The organism is Deinococcus sp. AJ005 (genome assembly GCF_009017495.1).
In the GTDB taxonomy this organism is placed as follows: domain Bacteria; phylum Deinococcota; class Deinococci; order Deinococcales; family Deinococcaceae; genus Deinococcus.
The window spans coordinates 1,397,811-1,414,254 of the sequence record NZ_CP044990.1 but is presented as its reverse complement, the minus strand read 5'-3'; the positions used below and the strand labels follow the sequence as shown (position 1 = coordinate 1,414,254).

The window sequence follows — 16,444 nt, the reverse complement described above, 5'->3', positions numbered from 1 at the left end:
GACAGTCTGTTCATGACGAGAGCGATAAGGAGGAAAAGGGGTTCCGGGTATTCTCGCCATTTTTTCAGGCCAGACTCCAACCATTTGACTGCCTACGATGCACTTTCCAGACGGTCTGTCAATTGCCGAGGAATTGAGGTTCTAGAAAATTCGGGATGGCCCCGCACGCCTCGCCTTCCCTCAGCATCAACGTTCCCTAAACACCCAACCGTGCCTTTGGGCGTCCTCTGGATGCACCCGCCGCGCCAGAATATAGGCATGACTGATGCCATCCAGACCCCCACCAGCGAAATCCCGTCTCCCGCCACTTCCGGCCCGCAGCAGGCCATCCTGGCGGGCGGCTGCTTCTGGTGTACCGAGGCCGTGATGCAGATGGTGCGCGGCGTAACCAAGATTGAGAGCGGCTACATCGGCGGCGACACCCCGCACCCCGACTACCGCAGTGTGTGCAGCGGCACCACCGGCCACGCCGAGGCCGTGCGCGTGACCTTTGACCCGCAGGTCGTGAGCTACAAGGACCTGCTGGGCCTGTTCTTCGCCACGCACGATCCCACCTCATTGAACCGTCAGGGCGCAGACGCCGGAACCCAGTACCGCAGCGCCGTGTTTCCCCAGACCCCCGAGCAGGAGCGACAGACCCGCGAGGTCATGGCCGATCTGGACGCGCAGGACGTGTTCGGCAAGCCCATCGTGACCAGCGTGGAACCCGCCACCGAGTTCCATGTGGCCGAGGACTACCACCAGAACTATTACGCCGACAACTCGCGCCAGCCGTATTGCGTGGCCGTGATCGCGCCGAAGGTGGCCAAGCTCCGCAAGCACTACGCCGAGAAACTGAACGCCTGAGCGCCAAAAAACTGAAAAGGGCTGGGGCGCGTGCATCTGCGCCCCGGCCCTTTTTGCAGGCGCTGCTTAGACTGTCCACATGGAATCCATCTGGAACGAGCTGAAGCTGATGCAGGGGCTGCTGGTGGCCTTTGTCCTCAGCGGCGCGATTGGCTGGGAACGCGAACGACTGCGCCGCAGTGCGGGCCTGCGGACCCACATGCTGATCGGCATGAGTTCGGCGCTGTTCGTGGTACTGGCTGGAACGTTGATCAGCAATTTCGGGGGGCGTGATTCTGGCGTGCGCTTCGACATGATTGGACTACTGGGCGCGGTGGTCAGCGGCATCAGCTTTCTGGGCGCGGGGGCAATCTTCTCGGAACGCGGTCATAAGGCCAAAGGGCTGACCACAGCGGCAGGCATGCTGGCGACGGCAGGGGTGGGCGTGGCCTGCGGGCTGCACCTGTATGTGCTGGCGACGGGGGCCACCCTGCTGTTTCTGTTCACGCTGGCCGGGGTCCGGCGACTGGCCGAACACGAGGACAACGCCATCCGGGAGGAAGAGGAATAGCCGGATCACGCCCAGCCCTTCCTAAGTTGCATTCGGCGCGGGATATTGTATACAATATCCACATGAGCCTCTCCCAGTATCCCGCACCAGTGGTCTTCGCACGGCCTGTGCTGGTGCGTGACGGCGTGTACGAACACCTGCGCCGCGCCGTGCTGGACGGCGAGATCGCCCCTGGCGAGCGCATCGGCGAGGTGGAGCTGGGCGAGCGTCTGGGCGTGTCCCGGACCCCCATCCGCGAGGCGATCATGCGGCTGACCCAGGATGGCCTGCTGATGGGCAGCGCCAACAAGGGCGTGCGCGTCCGCACCGTGACCGCTCAGGAAGCCCGCGATACCTACGCCGTGCGCGAGGAGCTGGACGGGCTGGGCGCTGCTCTGGCCGCCGCCGCCCACACCAACGCCGATGCCGCCACTTTACGGGCCGCACTGGGCGAAATCAACGCGGCCAGGGACGGCGATTACCGCCAGCAGACCCGCTTGGACCTGGGTTTCCACCGCGCCATCACCGGGGCCGCGCACAACGCCGCGCTGGGCGATCTAGCGCGCAATCTGGAGCAGCGTGTGGCGCTGATCAAGCACCAGACCCGCACCTACAACGCCCACCCCGACACCGCCGCGCAACACGCCGCCATCCTGAAGGCCGTGCTGGACCGGGACGCCGCTGCCGCCCGCGAGGCCGCCCGCCTGCACGTCCGCACGTTCGGCGCGCTGGTCTTGCAGGAGCTGGAGGCCGGTGCCTGAACATCCCCGTTCCTCAGCCCTTTTAACCCTTACACCCCAGTCCTCCAAAGGAGCCACCCATGATTGACCAGATTTACCGCAAAGCCGTCCTGACCGTTTCGGGACAGAAGTTCGTGGAAAACATCGTCCGCAAGCAGGGGTGGGGGCTGGCGCAGCGCTTCGTGGCCGGGGAGGAGGTGGAGGGCGCGATTGCCGCCGTCAAGGAACTGGCTGCCGACGGCATCACGGGCAACCTGGATCTGCTGGGCGAGTTCGTGGCCTCGCCGGAAAAGGCCAACGAATTTGCCGAGAAGGTGCTGCACCTGCTGGACGCCGCGCACGCCGCCGGGGTCATGCCCTACGCCAGCGTCAAGCTGTCCGCCGTGGGCCAGGGGCAGACCGTGAACGGACAAGACCTGGGTCTGACCAATGGCCGCCGAATTGTGGGCAAGGCCAAGGAATACGGCGGCTTCATCTGCCTGGACATGGAAGACCACCCGCGCGTGGACCAGACCCTCTCGCAGTTCCGCACGCTGGCCGAGGAGTTTGGCACGCAGCACGTCGGCACGGTGTTGCAGAGCTACCTCTACCGCACGGAAGCGGACCGCGACAGCCTGGACGATCTACACCCCAACCTGCGAATCGTCAAGGGCGCGTATCTGGAACCAGAATCGGTGGCCATGCCCGACAAGGCCGACGTGGACGCCAGTTACCGCAAACTGGTCTACGCGCACATGAAGGCCGGAAACTACGTGAACATCGGCACGCACGACGAGAGCATCATTGAGGATGTCAAGCATTTTGCCCTGGCCCACGGCATTGAGAAGGACGCCTACGAATTCCAGATGCTGTACGGCGTGCGCCGCGATCTGCAAAAGGAACTGGCGGCGGCGGGCTACCGCGTGCGCGCCTACATCCCGTATGGCCGCGACTGGTACCCCTATTTCTCGCGCCGGATTGCCGAGCGTCCGGCCAACGTGATGTTCATTCTGAAGGGCATGCTCAAGGGCTAAGACCGTTCAGAGCAGTGATTTTGCATACCGCCACAAACACGACTTCAAGGAGACCCCCATGCTTAAAATTCAGGATTACCGCCCCCAGCCCTTCATTGACTTCACCAAAGCCGAGAACGTGCAGGCTTACGAGACCGCCCTCAAAAAGGTCCGCGCCGAACTGGTGGGCAAGCACTACCCGATGGTCATTGACGGCGAGCGCGTGGACACCGCTGAAAAGCTGACCTCCCTGAACCCCTGTGACACCTCTGAGGTGGTGGGAACGACGGCCAAGGCCACCATTGAGGACGCCGAACGTGCCTTGCAGGGCGCATGGAAGGCGTTTGAGACGTGGAAAACCTGGGACATGGACGCCCGCGCCCGCATTCTGCTGAAGGCGTCGGCCATCCTCAAGCGCCGCCACCTGGAAGCCTGCGCCCTGATGAGCATTGAGGTGGGCAAGAACTACGCCGAGGCCGACGTGGAAGTGGCCGAGGCCATTGATTTCCTGGAGTATTACGCCCGCAGCGCCATGAAGTACTCGGGCTTTGGCAGCAGCGAGACCACCTGGTTTGAAGGCGAGGAAAACGGCCTGATGTCGCTGCCGCTGGGCGTGGGCGTGAGCATCAGCCCGTGGAACTTTCCCTGCGCCATCTTCGTGGGCATGCTGGCCGCCCCCATCGTGGTGGGCAACTGCGTGATCGCCAAACCCGCCGAGGACAGCGGCCTGATCGCCGGATTCATCGCCGACATCATGTACGAGGCTGGCCTACCCGCCGGAGTGCTGCAATTCCTGCCCGGTGTGGGCAAGGAAGTGGGCGAGTATCTGACCACGCATGCCAAAACGCGCTTTATCACCTTCACCGGCAGCCGCGCGGTTGGCCTCCACATTAACGAGGTTGCAGCCAAAGTGCAGCCCGGCCAGAAGTGGATCAAGAAAGTGGTGCTGGAACTGGGCGGCAAGGACGGCATGATTGTGGACGAAACCGCCGATCTGGAAGTCGCCATTACCGCCGCCGTACAGGGCGCATTCGGCTTCAACGGCCAGAAATGCAGCGCCATGAGCCGCCTGATCGTGGTGGACGCTGTGTACGACGACGTGGTGAACGGCTTCGTGGAACGCGCGGGCAAGCTGAAAATGGGTACGGGCGAGGAAAATGCCAACGTGACCGCCGTGGTCAACCAGATGAGCTTTGACAAGATCAAGAGCTATCTGGAGATTGCGCCGCAGGAAGGCAAGGTGCTGCTGGGCGGCGAGGCCCCCGGCGAGTGTAACGGCAAGCAAGGCTACTACGTGCAGGCCACCATTGTTGGAGACGTGAAGCGTGACGCCCGGCTGGCGCAGGAAGAAATCTTCGGGCCAGTGATCTCGGTGATCCGCGCGAAGGACTGGCAGGACGCGCTGGACATCGCCAACTCCACCGAGTACGGCCTGACCGGCGGCGTGTGCAGCCGTGACCGCGCCCGACTGGAACAGGCCCGCCAGGAACTGGAAGTGGGCAACCTGTATTTCAACCGCAAGATCACTGGGGCCATCGTGGGCGTGCAGCCTTTCGGCGGCTACAACATGAGCGGCACCGACAGCAAGGCCGGTGGGCCGGATTATCTGGCGTATTTCATGCAGCTCAAGACGGTCACAGAGCGCTGGTAAGAAAACCCCACGCTCCAGCCCTCTCCACTGCGGAGGGGGCTTTTTTCATGTCCTGGCAAGCAGCGTATCCACCATCAACGCGCCGCCCAGAATTGCCGGAATACCGCCGCCAGGGTGAACGCCTGCTCCCACCTGCCACAGCCGGGGGGTCAGGCGGTAGGGCTGCGGGTGGAAGGGGCCGCCGCGCCATACAGGCAGGGCCGCACCGTAAATCGCGCCTCCGGGATGACCGCCCGCCGCGTAGTGTTCGGGGGGCAGAACCAGCACGTCGGCGGCGGAGGCCAGCAATCCCGGCACGCCTAGAGTCTGTTCCACACGTTCCACCTGGGCACGGACCCAGGGATGCTCCAGCTCCAGCGGGCGCGCGGTAGCAGGGGCGGTCAGCAGCACGGCCAGTTTGCGCCCGTCGGCGTGGATGAGGGCAAGCGTGTCGGGTGGCAATGCTCCGGCATGAATGGCAGCGCGGAAGGTCTGGAAGTTGGAAGGCGGAATGATGGAAGTGGCGGGCAGGGGTGCAGGTTCGGGCAGAGCCGCGTAAATTGCCACACCGCTGACCGTTCGTTTTGATTTAGGAGAAACGGCGGGAAAGCCTCGCAATTTCGCTAGTCGATACGGGTCAATCGCGCTCACGAGGAAATCGTGTTGGACTGTCTTGCCGCCGCTCAGCGTCAGGGCAGAGCCGTTGACTGCCGTGACCTCCACTCCCTCCCGAACCTCCGCACTACGCGCCGCAGCAAAGCTGAGAAGAGCGTCCAGCAGCGCTCCCATACCACCAGCAGGCCGATAAACTTTCTCGCCCACCAGAGCCGGAATCAGCGCATACAAAGCGGGCGCGTCGGCAGGAGACAATCCCGCGTTCAGGGCGTGTGTGCGGATGGCGTGGGCCAGGGCGGGCGGAAACCGCTGGGCGCGAATCCAGCTCTCGGCGGTGAGATGTGGGCCAACAACACCAAACAGCGCCTGACTGGCCCGCAGAAAAGCCGGATCGGTCAGGCGCGGCGGCGTGGTCAGGAGAGAAATGATGTGGGGCGCGAGGGGCTGAACCTTCGCGCGATATTTTTCCCAGAACGCATACAGTGGGTGGCCCGGCGGCACAGGCAAAGGCACAGGGCCGAATGCGGTGTGGTGAATTCCCAGACCACCCGGCAGCGGTTGAAGATGGAGCGTGTCCGCCTCGCCCAGCCGCTGTAAATACCTTTCCCACACGCCTGGAAAGGTGAAGAGGCTGGGGCCAGTATCAAAACTCAGACCACCCACCGCCTCCCGCCGTAGCTTGCCGCCCGCGCGGTCCCTCTCATAGACGGTGACGCGGTGGCCGCGCCCCGCCAGCAGACAGGCCAATGCCAGTCCCGCCAGCCCTCCGCCCAGGATGCCGACGCTCAGATTGGACTTCAGATTCCGGTCCACAGGCCACGGGCCAGCAGGTAAACCAGCCCCACGCCTGCCACTGCGCCGACGATCCAGGGGGTCACGATGCTCAGCGGGTACAGACAGGCGGCGCGCTGGGGCGTGGGGTCACGCAGCAGCGCCACAGCCATTCCACCGCAGGTCAGCCACAACGCGGCGGCGGTCAGCAGGGACACGGGCAGCAGTAAGGCTCCCGCCACGGCAAACCACGCCAACGCATAGGCCGCCGTTCCCCGCACGCCCAGCACCGTCGCCACCGTGCGCGTTCCAGCCTCGCGGTCTGCGGGGATGTCCTGCGCGGCGTCGAAAGCGTGTTTGCCCACCGCGTAGGCCATCAGCGCCAGCAGGGGCCACCACGGCACGGCGGTTCCCAGAGCCAGTGCGGGCAGCGCCAGCGGCAGGGCGTAGGCCACGTTGCTCAGGCCGTCCAGAAACGGGCGGCCCTTCAGACGCAGCGGCGGCAGGCTGTAAGCCGCGAACAGCACGGCGGACACGGCAAGCAGCAGCGACGCAGCAGGCGGAAGCAGCACAGCCAGCAGGACGAGCGCGGGCAGGTTGATCGCCAGCGTGGCCGTCAGCAGCGGGCCGCCCTCGGCTACCGTCAGGCGCGCGCCCTGCCAGCCGCCCTTGCGGGAACTGCGGGCGTCTTCCTCGCGGTCAGACAGGTCATTTAGGCCATAGATCAGCAGGTTAAACGGCAGGATCAGGTACAGCAGCAGCGCCAGCACGCCGGGGTCCAGCGTGTACAGCCGCCCGGTCAGCCACACGCCTGTAACCAGTGTGCCCACCGTATTGATCCACAGCGCGGGCCGCGACACCACCAGGAGGCGGCGCAGGGGCAGCAGCGCAGGGTGGGCCAGATTGTGGAGGCGGGCGCGCGTTCGCATTCAACGCGCATTGTAAGAGCGGCGCTCAGGGGAGGATGCCCCGAGCTTGCTAGGATGTAAAGACTGATGACCCTTTGCCGTCCTGCCAGCCTTCAAACCCCCTTCACGCCGGGCTGCCGATGAGCGGCGGCCTCGTCGCCCTGCTCGACGACGTGGCCGCGCTGGCCAAGCTGGCCGCTGCCTCCATTGACGACATCGGCGCGGCGGCGGGCAAGGCCGGGGTCAAGGCGGTTGGCGTCGTGGTGGACGACACGGCGGTCACCCCGCGCTATGTCACTGGCTTCACGCCAGACCGCGAACTGCCGATCATCTGGCGCATCGCCAAGGGTTCGCTGAAGAACAAGATCGTGTTTATCCTGCCTGCCGCGTTGCTGCTGAGCCAGTTTCTGCCGTGGGCGCTGAACCCATTGTTGATGGTGGGCGGGGCTTACCTGTGTTTCGAGGGGGCCGAGAAGCTGTACGAGGCCATCTGGGGCCACCACAACTCAGAGGGCGAGGACGTCATCAAGCTCGCCAGCGACGCCCACGAGGAAAAGATGGTCTCGGGCGCGATTCGCACCGACTTTATCCTTTCGGCGGAAATCATGGCGATCTCGCTGGCGGAAGTGGCAGCCCAGCCACTATTCTCCCGCGCGATTATCCTGGTGGTGGTGGCTTTAATGATCACGGCACTGGTGTACGGCGTGGTGGGATTGATCGTCAAGACCGACGATTTTGGCGTGCGACTGGCGTCCACCGATTCCAAGACGGCGCAATCGGTGGGGCGCGGACTGGTCAAGGGCATGCCGGTGGTGATGTCGGCGCTGTCGGTGATCGGCACGGCGGCCATGCTGTGGGTGGGCGGCCACATCATCATCGACGGGCTGGACAAGTTCGGGCTGAGCTGGCCCGCACACACCCTGCACGATCTGGCCCTGGCGGCGGGCCACGCCATTCCCTCCTTAGAGGGCGTGGTGGAGTGGCTGGTGGAAACGCTGGGGTCCGCGTTGGTGGGCATCGTGCTGGGCGGAATCACCGTGGCGGCGCTGCACCTGCGGCCCGCGAAAGCTGCGGCGCACTGAACGCCCAAACGGGGTGAGGGCTATCTTCTGCCCTCCTCCCGGATCAGGAGCGCTCCAGCAACCACGCCAGCAGGGCCGCACGAATTTTCTCACGCGGTTCGTCGTTCAGGAGTTCGTGGTAACCACCGTCTTGCAAGATCAGGGTCTTGTCGGGGCTGGCAATCGTGTCGAAAAAGCGCTGGCTGCCCGCTGGATCAGTAATTTTATCCGCCGTGCCGTGAATGACCAGGGTAGGGAGTTTCCAGTTCGCGTACTCGGGCCATAACTTCTCGCTCAGACCCACCATGGTGGCGGCGGTCAGCGCGCGGACCTTGCCGTGATACACCAACTCGTCGGCCTCATAGGCGGCCACCTGTTCGGGCAGGCGCGACAGGCCGCCCGTGCCCAGATCGGTTACGGGCGCAGCGGGGGCCACCTTTGCCAGCAATGGCGCGAGAGCCTTGACCAGTGCGGATTCATTCTGGCCCACCAGCAGCGCCGGACTGGACAGGATCACGCCGCTCAGGCCTCGCGGATCACGGGACGCGCTGGCTGCCGTGACCAGACCGCCCATACTGTGGCCCAGCGCGAACAGCGGCAGCGGTGAATCGTCGCCGGGACGGCCCCGCAGCGCCTCGCGCGCCTTCAGGTGGTCTTCCACCAGCACGTTCAGATCCACCACCGCGCGCCGTCCCTCCGAATGGCCGTGGCCGCGCTGATCGTAGGCGTAGACAGTAAATCCTGCCTGGACCAGTGTGGGAATCAGGGCGTGGTAGCGCTCAACGTAGCGCTGTGCGTACTCCCCGACACCGTGAGAGATCAGCACCTCGCCGCGCGGTTGCTGGACTTCTGGGTGCTGCGCCTTCCAGACGTAGCCACTGACAGGCGCACCCGGCACCTTCCATTCCTGATGTTCCATGAAGCGAGTGTAGCGTCCCCCGTGCGGTGACCCTGATAAAGCCTCTGTAAACCGGTTTCGTCACGGCGCGCACAGGCACAAGCGCAGACTGGACGCATGGCAGACATTGCGAGAAAGGCGAATGCCCAGTGGATGGGCGACCTCAAGGGCGGCAAGGGCAACATCAGCACGGAGAGCGGCACGGTCAAGGACGCGCAGTATTCCTTCGGCACGCGCTTCGAGAACGGCACCGGCACCAACCCGGAAGAGCTGCTGGCTGCCGCGCACGCGGGCTGTTTCACCATGCAACTGTGCGCCATGCTGGCAGACCACGGCCATGACCCCAAAGACGTGCGGACCGAAGCCACCTGCGAGATGGTCAAGGACGGCCCCGGATTCAAGGTCAGCGCCATGAAGCTGATGGTGCGCGGCAAGGTGGGCAGCATCGATCAGGCCGAATTCGAGAAGCATGTGGCCCAGGCTGCCGAGCTGTGCCCCATGAGCAGGGTCATGAATGGCAACGTGGAGATCACGCACGAGGCCGTGCTGGAATAGTCTGTAGAAAGTGAAATCTTGCGCCCCCGCTTCGGCTGGGGCGTTTTCGTGAGTCAGCGAGCGTGGTAGTACATCTGGACATTAGCCACTGCACACGGCCCAGCAAGAAAGATGGGAAAAGCCTATCCTTCTGACCCGGCTACAGCCGCAGAATCACTCCTCCCGCGATCAACCCCGCCCCGGTTCCCGCGAACAGCAGCGTGTCGCCCTCCCCTGCCCGGCCCGAAGTCAGTGCCTGATGCAGCGTGAGCGGGAGGCTGGCCGCGATCACGTTGCCCAGATGCGTCAGGGTCACCTCAGTCTGCTCGGCGGGCCAGCCGTAGCGGCGCATCAGGTCCAGGCCCGCCGCGCTGGCCTGATGGGGCACGACGCGGTCAATGCCGGGCAGCCCCGTGCTGAGGCCAGGGCGCAGCGTTTCCAGAAAATCGGGAACCACCTGTGAGGCCAGCCGCAGCACCGAGAGGCCGTGCATGTCAAAAGTAAAGTCTGTCGGGACGGCGTCCGGGTGCCGGGGCGAGAGCAGGGAGCCGCCGCCGCGAATACGGGTGTGGTCCGCGCCCTCCGGGTAGGTAGCGACGCGCATGGCGTGGATACCCTGACCGTCACGCGTGGCGGGACCGACGACGACTGCCGCCGCACCGTCCCCGATGAGGAGCGCACTTTCCGGCTGGGCAAAGTTGAGACCGGGACTGCCCGCCTCACTGCTGACGATCAGGACATGCTTTGCCTGACCTGCGCCGATCAGCAGGGCCGCATGGTTCAGCGCCAGCAGAAAGCTGAGGCAGGTGCCGTGAATGCTGTAGGTGGCCGCGCCGCGCAGGCCCAACTCGCGGGCAAACAGCGCCGCGCCGTCCGGGATGGGCTGGAGTTGGCTGCCGCTGGCGTTCAGCAGGGTGTCAATGTCGGAAAGTTCCAGCCCCGCTGCCGCCACCGCCTCCCGCGCAGCCTGTGCACCCAGGGTCAAGGCCGTTTCAGAACCGGACAGCCAGCGGCGTTCTTGAACGCCCGTGCGTTTGACGGCGATTTCGGGCGGCATCCCGCACAGGGCAGCGGCCTCGGCGGTAGAGACGATGCGAGCGGGCAATGCCTGAGCCGTGGACAGGATTCGCAGACCGAGAACTTGATTCATGGCGATTCTCCCATTTCACCACGCAGCCAGAGACGGCTGACCCGGCGGCGTTTGAAACCTGGCAGCGTGGCGGGCAAGGGCTGAACAGTAAGCTGAATGCGCGCAACGTCTCCCCCACCCCACTCCAGCGCGCGGCGAACCTGGGCGCACGCCTCCTGCCGGATTTCAGGCGTGAGAGGTTGAATCAACAGACGCAGTTCGGCTGGGCCAGTCTGTTCCACCCGGTACTCGCGCAGGCCGGGGACGCGGTTCATGGCTCCACGCAGAAAATCGGGCCAGATTGTGACGCGCCCCGATGCTCCCGGCAGGTCCAGTGCGTCGTCCTGCCGCCCGGCCACGCGCAGCACCCGGCAGGAAGCCAGTCCGCACGAACACCCGTCCGCCAGCACCAGCAGATCGTCCAGTCGGTGCCGGACCATCGGCTGGGTGGTGCGGCGCAAGTCGGTCAGGATGGGGCGCAGATACCCGTCCCCCGCCGCTTCAAAGTCAAAGTGAACATGCGCCTCGTTGAGATGAAGATTTCCGTGCCGACAGGGCAGGCCCAGCAGCCCTTCGGTGGCCTGATACACCTGCACCACCGGGCCGAAGCCGCGTTCCAACGCCGCGCGGTCATCGTCTTCAAGGACCTCCGCCACGCTCACCACCCGTTCGGGTTGTACCGTGGCTCCCGCGTCCAGCAGGGCGCGCAACACGCTGGGCGGGCCGATCAGCAGGGTGGGATCGTAGGCACTCAGTTCGGCAGCGAGTTCGTCCAGCGGGCGCAGCAGGTCCAGAAAGTTGAAGTCCAGCCGTCCACTGCCCACGCTGCGGTACAGGCCACCGTCGGCCCGCAGCAGGAAGGCGACGCGCTGCCTTTTCAGCAGGCCCAGTGGGAAAGCGGGCAGCAGATGCCGCAGCACCACCCCGGCCCACTGCAAGCGCTCGGCGCGCGACACCACGAACGCGCCCGCGTTGCCGCTGGTGCCGCTGGACAGGCCCACCGTAACGGGGCCGCGCGGAGTGGGCAGCGTGGGCGTGAAATCACGGGTGTCCTCGGCGCGGCGGGCGATTTCCAGCACATCCTTCAGGTGCAGCCCGGCGGTGTTGAGCTGATCAAAATGGGCCATCATCTCCGCCTTCCCCACGGGCGGTAACTCGCGCCACTGGCTGAGGCCCAGACCCGCGCTCAGGAATCGCCCGGCGGTGAATGGGCTGTGCGCCGCCACCCAGCGCAGATGTTCTGTCGCCAGCCGCCCCTGATGCTTTTCCAGCGTGGCGCGGTCACGGAACATCAAACCACCCTCGCTCAGCGCGTGTTTCAGAACGGTCAGACGGTCCAGCACTTCAGACATGTCCAGTCTCCGGCGCATCGTGGCTGACGAAGACCCCGGCGCGGGGGTGGGCCAGAAGCCACTGGCGCAACTGTCCAGCACTGCGGCGTTCGGCGGCGGCATCGTCAAAGATCACGCGGGCCAGCGGATGAACTTCCAATCCCTCGCGCAAGCCGCGCACGCTCCAGGCGGCGTCGGCGGCGAGCAACATCAAGCCTGCGCCGTCGCCGTCCAGCACGGCTTCTGGCGTGGTGCGGACAATCAGCGCGATCATTCCTGCCGCGTGACCGGGGACCTTCACCGCATAGACGCTGCCGTCCCTGAATACGTCAGCAGCGACTGCGAAAGGCGACAGCCCCGGCGGAGCAGGCTGGAAATCCAGCGGGTGCAGGCGCGCCTCAAAGTCATCGGGGAGCAGTTCGGGCATGAACGCCTTGCGGATGGCGGCCACGCCGCGCAGATCACGCAGCGGCGCGTAGGTTGCCGCGTCCAGATGGAAACGCGCCGCCCCAAAATCGCGCAGGCCGCCCACATGATCGGCGTGCAGGTGGGACACGATGACCTCCCCCACCTCGTTTGCCGCGAAGCCCAGGCGGGCCAGTTGCGACAGCGCCGTCTCGCGGGGGTCCAGACGCACCGGGGTCAGCAGGCCGTACAGCACGCCGGGCCAGCGCCGCATGGACGCCTGCACCCGCACCGAATAGCCCGTGTCAAACAGCGCCGGGCCAAGCAGCGGGCGCAGCAGCAGCGCGAACCCCGCCGGGTACGTCTGGACCCGCCACGCCGCCCCGCGCTGGGTCAGCGCCGAGATGTTCAGGCACTCGCCCGCCGCCAGGGGAATCACGCGCAGATGGGTCATGGGCGCATGCCTCTCAGCACTTCCGCCAGCCCTTCCCGTGGATGAATGACAGGGACATAACCCAGCCGTGCCCGTACACGGGTCAGGTCCAGAGTCATTGGGCGGGTCAGCAGGCGCACACCGCTGGCGGTCAGCGTCGGCTCGGGCCGGGCGGGGTGCAGGCGGGCGGCAAGTTCCACCACTCGCGCCGCGTTCTCAACCAGACGGGCCGGAACATAGCGCGCCGGACGGGCCACCCCCATCGCATCGGCCAGCGCGTCCAGCATGGCCCAGATCGGCACCGTTTCGCCGTCGGTGACGTTGTAGATGCCGGGAGCAGACCCCTCCAGCGCCAGCCGCGCGGCGTGGGCAACGTTGCGGACGTGGGTCAGTTCGGTGTGAACCTCGCCCCGCACCAGACGCGGTAACCGGCCCGAACGCAGGGCGCGGCTGAGGCGGGGAATGATGGATGTGTCACCGACGCCGTAAATGCCGCGTGGGCGCAGGATGGTGGCCTCTGGATGGGCCGCCGTCACCTCCAGTTCGGCCAGAAACTTGCTGCGGGCGTACAGACTGTCAAAGTGTGGGCCAATCGGCGCAGATTCCGGTACGCGTTGGGACAGTCCGGTAGCGTTGTACACGCTGGGCGTGCTGATGTGAACCAGTCGCAAGCCCCGCTCAGTACAGGCCCGTGCAATCTCCCGGCTGACCGTGATGTTGTCGGCCACAAAATCGTCCCACTGACCCCACAAGGTTGAGCGGGCGGCAGCGTGTAGCACGGCGTCAGCATCGGCCAGAGCGGGGAGCCAGTCGGCGGGGTTCCGCAGATCGGCACGCAGAAAACTAATTCCATCTGCCTGGAGCGCCGCGCCTTTGCCCATATCGCGGCCCAGCCCCGTGACCGTGTGACCGCGCCTTGCCAGCTCACGGGCCGTGACGCCGCCCAGAAAGCCGGTTGCTCCCGTCACCAGGATTCGCATGGGGGCAGCTTAAAGGGTGCGCCACTTCTCCCCGCGTGGATTGGAACGCCGTTCAAGTGATCAGGTATCGTGGAGCCATGACCGCCCCCGAAACGCCGTTTGCCCCCGGCCAGCGCTGGGCCTATCACACCCGCCCCAGCGAGGGAACCTCCACGCTGCTGATCCTGCGCGGCGGCGGGGACACCTGGCACATCACGGTGGACGGCCTGCACCTGAAAAACCCGTACACGGCGGGCGGCGTCCAGACCGATCTGCCGCACTCGCCCATTTCCGCAGGCGCGCTGCGGGCCAGCGTGACCGATCTGCTGGAGGAAGGTGCGCCGCTGCCCGAGGACCAGAGTGGCTACGAGCAGTGGCGTGGGGCGCACGAGCGGGGCGAGGCGGGCGTCTTCACGCTGGAAGTCGCGCAGATCGTGACGGCGCTGGAAGAGGCCGTGAACACGCCGCGCCCATCCGAGGGCAATCCGCTGTTTCAGAAGAACAAGCTCAAGTAGAGTCTGGCCCAGTCAGCATGGCCGCGTTGTACGCCGCCGACTGCCCGCGCGCGATGCTCAGGGTCTGCCACGCCGGGCCGCGCAGGGTCTTGACCAGCAAAATAAGCTGATAGACATGCCCGCTGTAATGTGCCACCTGCCGCTGAACAGCTTCCAGCACGGTATGGACCTCGCCCCGGATGGTCAGCGGACGGGTCAGGTCTTCGGGGTTAAGGTGGTCCAGCACGTCCAGAAAGACCTGCCAGCCGTCCTCCCAGCGGTCTATCAGGGCAGCCCCATCCTGCGTGCCCTCCTCAAATTCCGCGTCACGGTTGCGGACCGCACTCTCGCCCTCGATTCCTGCGTTGTAGCCACCGCGCAAGCCTCCCCAGCGCGAGTGCATGTTGCCCGCCAGATGCTGCACCAGTACGGCGGCGGAGTTGCCGTCCGGGGCCAGCGGCGTGTGCCACTCGTCGTTTCCGATCTGGGCCAGCGCCCTGTCCCCCAGTGCCTTGACACCGCGCATCCGCCCGCGCACGTCCGAGAGGTACAGCGCAGCCACGTCCATACCGCTCACTGAACCCGCCGCAGCGTCATAGGGGAGCGAATGCCGTTGACGCGCAGGCTGCCGTCAAACAGCCCGTCCCGCACCTGACCGCTCAGAAAGGCATCTGACTTGAGGGCCACACCGCTGATGCCGAAGCCCAGGATGCCCGCGTTCAAGCGAGGCACATTGCCCGGCGTGACCTGGACGCTCATTTCCGCCCCATCTGTACCGGGCAGCAGCGTGCCTGTCGCCTCAAAGCGGTCCCCGCTGCTGAGGTTGGCGAGGGTGCCGCTCAGGGCGTAATTCACCGGATTGACCGTAAAGGTCAGGCGGTACTGCTGCACGGTCAGCAGCACGCGCGCCGAACCCTCCCAGACCTGCACGGGCTGGGGCCGGACAGCGGGCGCGCAGGCCGCCAGCAACAGGGCGATGGGAAGCAATCGCTTCAAGCTCCAACCTCCCAGGCCAGTCCCAGACCCAGCAGACGGTCATCCTCTCCGTGCCGTCCGACGAGTTGCACGCCAACATACGGTGTAGTCGTGGGCAGCGAGATGGTGGGCACTCCCAGCATGCTGAACGGCGCGGTCAGGCGCAGGACGACGCGGCGCAGGGGCAGCGTTCCAGCTTCAACCTCCACCTCATCCTGCCCGATCAGGGGGGGTGGAGTGGGAACGGCAGGGGCCAGCAGCACGTCAAAGGCGGTGAACAGCCCGTTCAGCAGCCACGCGTAATCGGCGCGGCGGTCAAAGGCGTTCTGGACCTCCTCATCACTCAGCGCAGCCCCCTGGCGCAAGGCGGCGAGCGTGAAGGGCTGGAAACCGGGGTCATCCAGTTTCAGCGCCTCGGCGTGGATGGTGGCTGCCTCACTGAGGACGATGGGCGAGTAGGCGTCCAGCATCTCGGGCAGGTGGACGGGCGTGACGGTTGCGCCGCGCCGTTCCAGATCGGTGGCGAAGGCCAGCGTCGCCTCGCGCACTGTGCGGTCCGTCCAGCCTTCTGGCAGCCACAGGCCCACGCGCACGCCGTTCCAGTCCTGGGCCTCTATCTGCTGCCCGGTCAGCGCCTCCTGCACCCGCGCAATGGTTGCCAGATCACGCGCCAGTGGCCCGGTGTGGTCACAGGTCCACGACAGCGGCAGAACACCTTCCGTACTCCAGTCCGGGTGGCCCTTCGTCGGCTTGTAGCCCGCCACGCCGCACCACGCCGCTGGAACGCGAATGCTGCCCCCTGTATCCGTTCCCAGCGCAAAATCGGCCTGATCCAGCGCCACACTGACCGCTGCGCCGCTGCTACTGCCGCCGGGAATCCTCGCCGAGTCCTGCGGGTGAGTAGTGCTGCCGTAACCGTTCATGCCCGTGATGCCCAGCGCGATCTCGTGCAGGTGGGTCTTGCCTACAGCAGACGCTCCCAGCCCCAGTAGGCGGCGCACCAGCACGCTCTCGCCGGGATCAGTGACGGGCGCGCGGGTGCTGGCAGTCAGCGGCCAGCCGGGAACGCCGTACAGGTCCTTGACGCTGAAGCTCAGGCCAGACAGCGGCCCGCCCGGTGCGCCCGCCAGGGCTTCGGCGGGACGGTAGGCCCAGGCGCGTTGGGGATCGGGGAACTCTGGAGGGGTGGACATG

Annotated in this window: 18 protein-coding genes; 8 read left to right on the top strand and 10 right to left on the bottom strand. The window is 65.8% G+C overall.

The annotated features are described in order from the left end of the window. The first annotated feature begins 258 nt into the window (after positions 1-258). The 5 genes from msrA to pruA all read left to right on the top strand — a co-directional run bounded on the left by msrA (position 259) and on the right by pruA (position 4,758). On the top strand, positions 259-846 hold the full coding sequence (msrA, locus tag DAAJ005_RS08710) for a peptide-methionine (S)-S-oxide reductase MsrA (RefSeq protein ID WP_151846771.1): 588 nt from the start codon (positions 259-261) through the stop codon (positions 844-846). Between the two features lie 79 nt (positions 847-925). Next, positions 926-1,396 carry an MgtC/SapB family protein gene (locus DAAJ005_RS08705; RefSeq protein ID WP_151846770.1) on the top strand — a complete coding sequence of 157 codons (471 nt, stop codon included), beginning with the start codon at positions 926-928 and terminating at the stop codon, positions 1,394-1,396. Between the two features lie 62 nt (positions 1,397-1,458). After that, on the top strand, positions 1,459-2,136 hold the full coding sequence (locus DAAJ005_RS08700; protein ID WP_151846769.1) for a GntR family transcriptional regulator: 678 nt from the start codon (positions 1,459-1,461) through the stop codon (positions 2,134-2,136). A gap of 59 nt (positions 2,137-2,195) precedes the next feature. Beyond that, positions 2,196-3,128 carry a proline dehydrogenase family protein gene (locus DAAJ005_RS08695; RefSeq protein ID WP_151846768.1) on the top strand — a complete coding sequence of 311 codons (933 nt, stop codon included), beginning with the start codon at positions 2,196-2,198 and terminating at the stop codon, positions 3,126-3,128. Between the two features lie 58 nt (positions 3,129-3,186). Continuing rightward, on the top strand, positions 3,187-4,758 hold the full coding sequence (gene pruA, locus DAAJ005_RS08690; RefSeq protein ID WP_151846767.1) for an L-glutamate gamma-semialdehyde dehydrogenase: 1,572 nt from the start codon (positions 3,187-3,189) through the stop codon (positions 4,756-4,758). A gap of 45 nt (positions 4,759-4,803) precedes the next feature. On the opposite strand, the gene DAAJ005_RS08685 is transcribed toward pruA, so the two are convergent. Both DAAJ005_RS08685 and DAAJ005_RS08680 read right to left on the bottom strand, forming a co-directional pair. Then, the gene (locus tag DAAJ005_RS08685; RefSeq protein WP_151846766.1) at positions 4,804-6,165 is read right to left on the bottom strand and encodes an NAD(P)/FAD-dependent oxidoreductase; all 1,362 of its coding nucleotides are present in this window, start codon (positions 6,163-6,165) and stop codon (positions 4,804-4,806) included. Further along, positions 6,150-7,052 (bottom strand): UbiA family prenyltransferase, encoded by a 903-nt coding sequence (locus DAAJ005_RS08680; protein ID WP_151846765.1) that lies wholly within the window; start codon positions 7,050-7,052, stop codon positions 6,150-6,152. Before DAAJ005_RS08680 ends, DAAJ005_RS08685 begins: the two co-directional genes overlap by 16 nt. 119 nt (positions 7,053-7,171) lie before the next feature. Here DAAJ005_RS08680 and DAAJ005_RS08675 point away from each other — a divergent pair, with 119 nt between their 5' ends. Next, on the top strand, positions 7,172-8,113 hold the full coding sequence (locus DAAJ005_RS08675; protein ID WP_151846764.1) for a DUF808 domain-containing protein: 942 nt from the start codon (positions 7,172-7,174) through the stop codon (positions 8,111-8,113). 43 nt (positions 8,114-8,156) lie between these two features. On the opposite strand, the gene DAAJ005_RS08670 is transcribed toward DAAJ005_RS08675, so the two are convergent. Then, positions 8,157-9,011: an alpha/beta hydrolase gene (locus DAAJ005_RS08670; protein ID WP_151846763.1), complete on the bottom strand. Its 855-nt coding sequence runs from the start codon at positions 9,009-9,011 to the stop codon at positions 8,157-8,159. 96 nt (positions 9,012-9,107) lie between these two features. On the opposite strand from DAAJ005_RS08670, the gene DAAJ005_RS08665 reads away from it, so the two are divergent. Continuing rightward, positions 9,108-9,545: an OsmC family protein gene (locus DAAJ005_RS08665; RefSeq protein ID WP_151846762.1), complete on the top strand. Its 438-nt coding sequence runs from the start codon at positions 9,108-9,110 to the stop codon at positions 9,543-9,545. A 139-nt stretch (positions 9,546-9,684) separates the two neighbouring features. Here DAAJ005_RS08665 and DAAJ005_RS08660 read toward each other — a convergent pair whose 3' ends face one another. Genes DAAJ005_RS08660 through DAAJ005_RS08645 form a run of 4 tightly spaced genes read right to left on the bottom strand, consistent with a single transcriptional unit; the run spans position 9,685 to position 13,802 of the window. Continuing rightward, positions 9,685-10,674, bottom strand: coding sequence for a 3-oxoacyl-ACP synthase III family protein (locus DAAJ005_RS08660; protein ID WP_151846761.1), 990 nt, complete (start codon positions 10,672-10,674; stop codon positions 9,685-9,687). Further along, positions 10,671-12,005: a F390 synthetase-related protein gene (locus tag DAAJ005_RS08655; protein WP_226342649.1), complete on the bottom strand. Its 1,335-nt coding sequence runs from the start codon at positions 12,003-12,005 to the stop codon at positions 10,671-10,673. The genes DAAJ005_RS08660 and DAAJ005_RS08655 overlap by 4 nt, the downstream gene beginning before the upstream one ends. Then, entirely contained in the window at positions 11,998-12,843 is an 846-nt protein-coding gene (locus tag DAAJ005_RS08650) for an MBL fold metallo-hydrolase (RefSeq protein ID WP_151846760.1), read from the bottom strand. The genes DAAJ005_RS08655 and DAAJ005_RS08650 overlap by 8 nt, the downstream gene beginning before the upstream one ends. Then, positions 12,840-13,802 (bottom strand): NAD(P)-dependent oxidoreductase, encoded by a 963-nt coding sequence (locus DAAJ005_RS08645; RefSeq protein WP_151846759.1) that lies wholly within the window; start codon positions 13,800-13,802, stop codon positions 12,840-12,842. Before DAAJ005_RS08645 ends, DAAJ005_RS08650 begins: the two co-directional genes overlap by 4 nt. 77 nt (positions 13,803-13,879) lie before the next feature. On the opposite strand from DAAJ005_RS08645, the gene DAAJ005_RS08640 reads away from it, so the two are divergent. After that, positions 13,880-14,296, top strand: a complete 417-nt coding sequence (locus DAAJ005_RS08640; RefSeq protein ID WP_151846758.1) for a hypothetical protein — start codon at positions 13,880-13,882, stop codon at positions 14,294-14,296. Here the strand turns inward: DAAJ005_RS08640 and DAAJ005_RS08635 are convergent. From DAAJ005_RS08635 to DAAJ005_RS08625, 3 genes are read right to left on the bottom strand one after another with little or no spacing between them, the layout of a single operon-like run. Continuing rightward, entirely contained in the window at positions 14,289-14,843 is a 555-nt protein-coding gene (locus DAAJ005_RS08635; protein ID WP_151846757.1) for a DUF1572 family protein, read from the bottom strand. The two genes, DAAJ005_RS08640 and DAAJ005_RS08635, sit on opposite strands and share 8 nt — an antisense overlap. A 5-nt stretch (positions 14,844-14,848) precedes the next feature. Next, entirely contained in the window at positions 14,849-15,271 is a 423-nt protein-coding gene (locus tag DAAJ005_RS08630; protein ID WP_226342648.1) for a hypothetical protein, read from the bottom strand. Continuing rightward, a complete protein-coding gene (locus DAAJ005_RS08625) occupies positions 15,268-16,443 on the bottom strand; it encodes an amidase (protein WP_151846756.1) in 1,176 nt (391 codons plus the stop codon). The genes DAAJ005_RS08630 and DAAJ005_RS08625 overlap by 4 nt, the downstream gene beginning before the upstream one ends. Position 16,444: the final 1 nt, after the last annotated feature.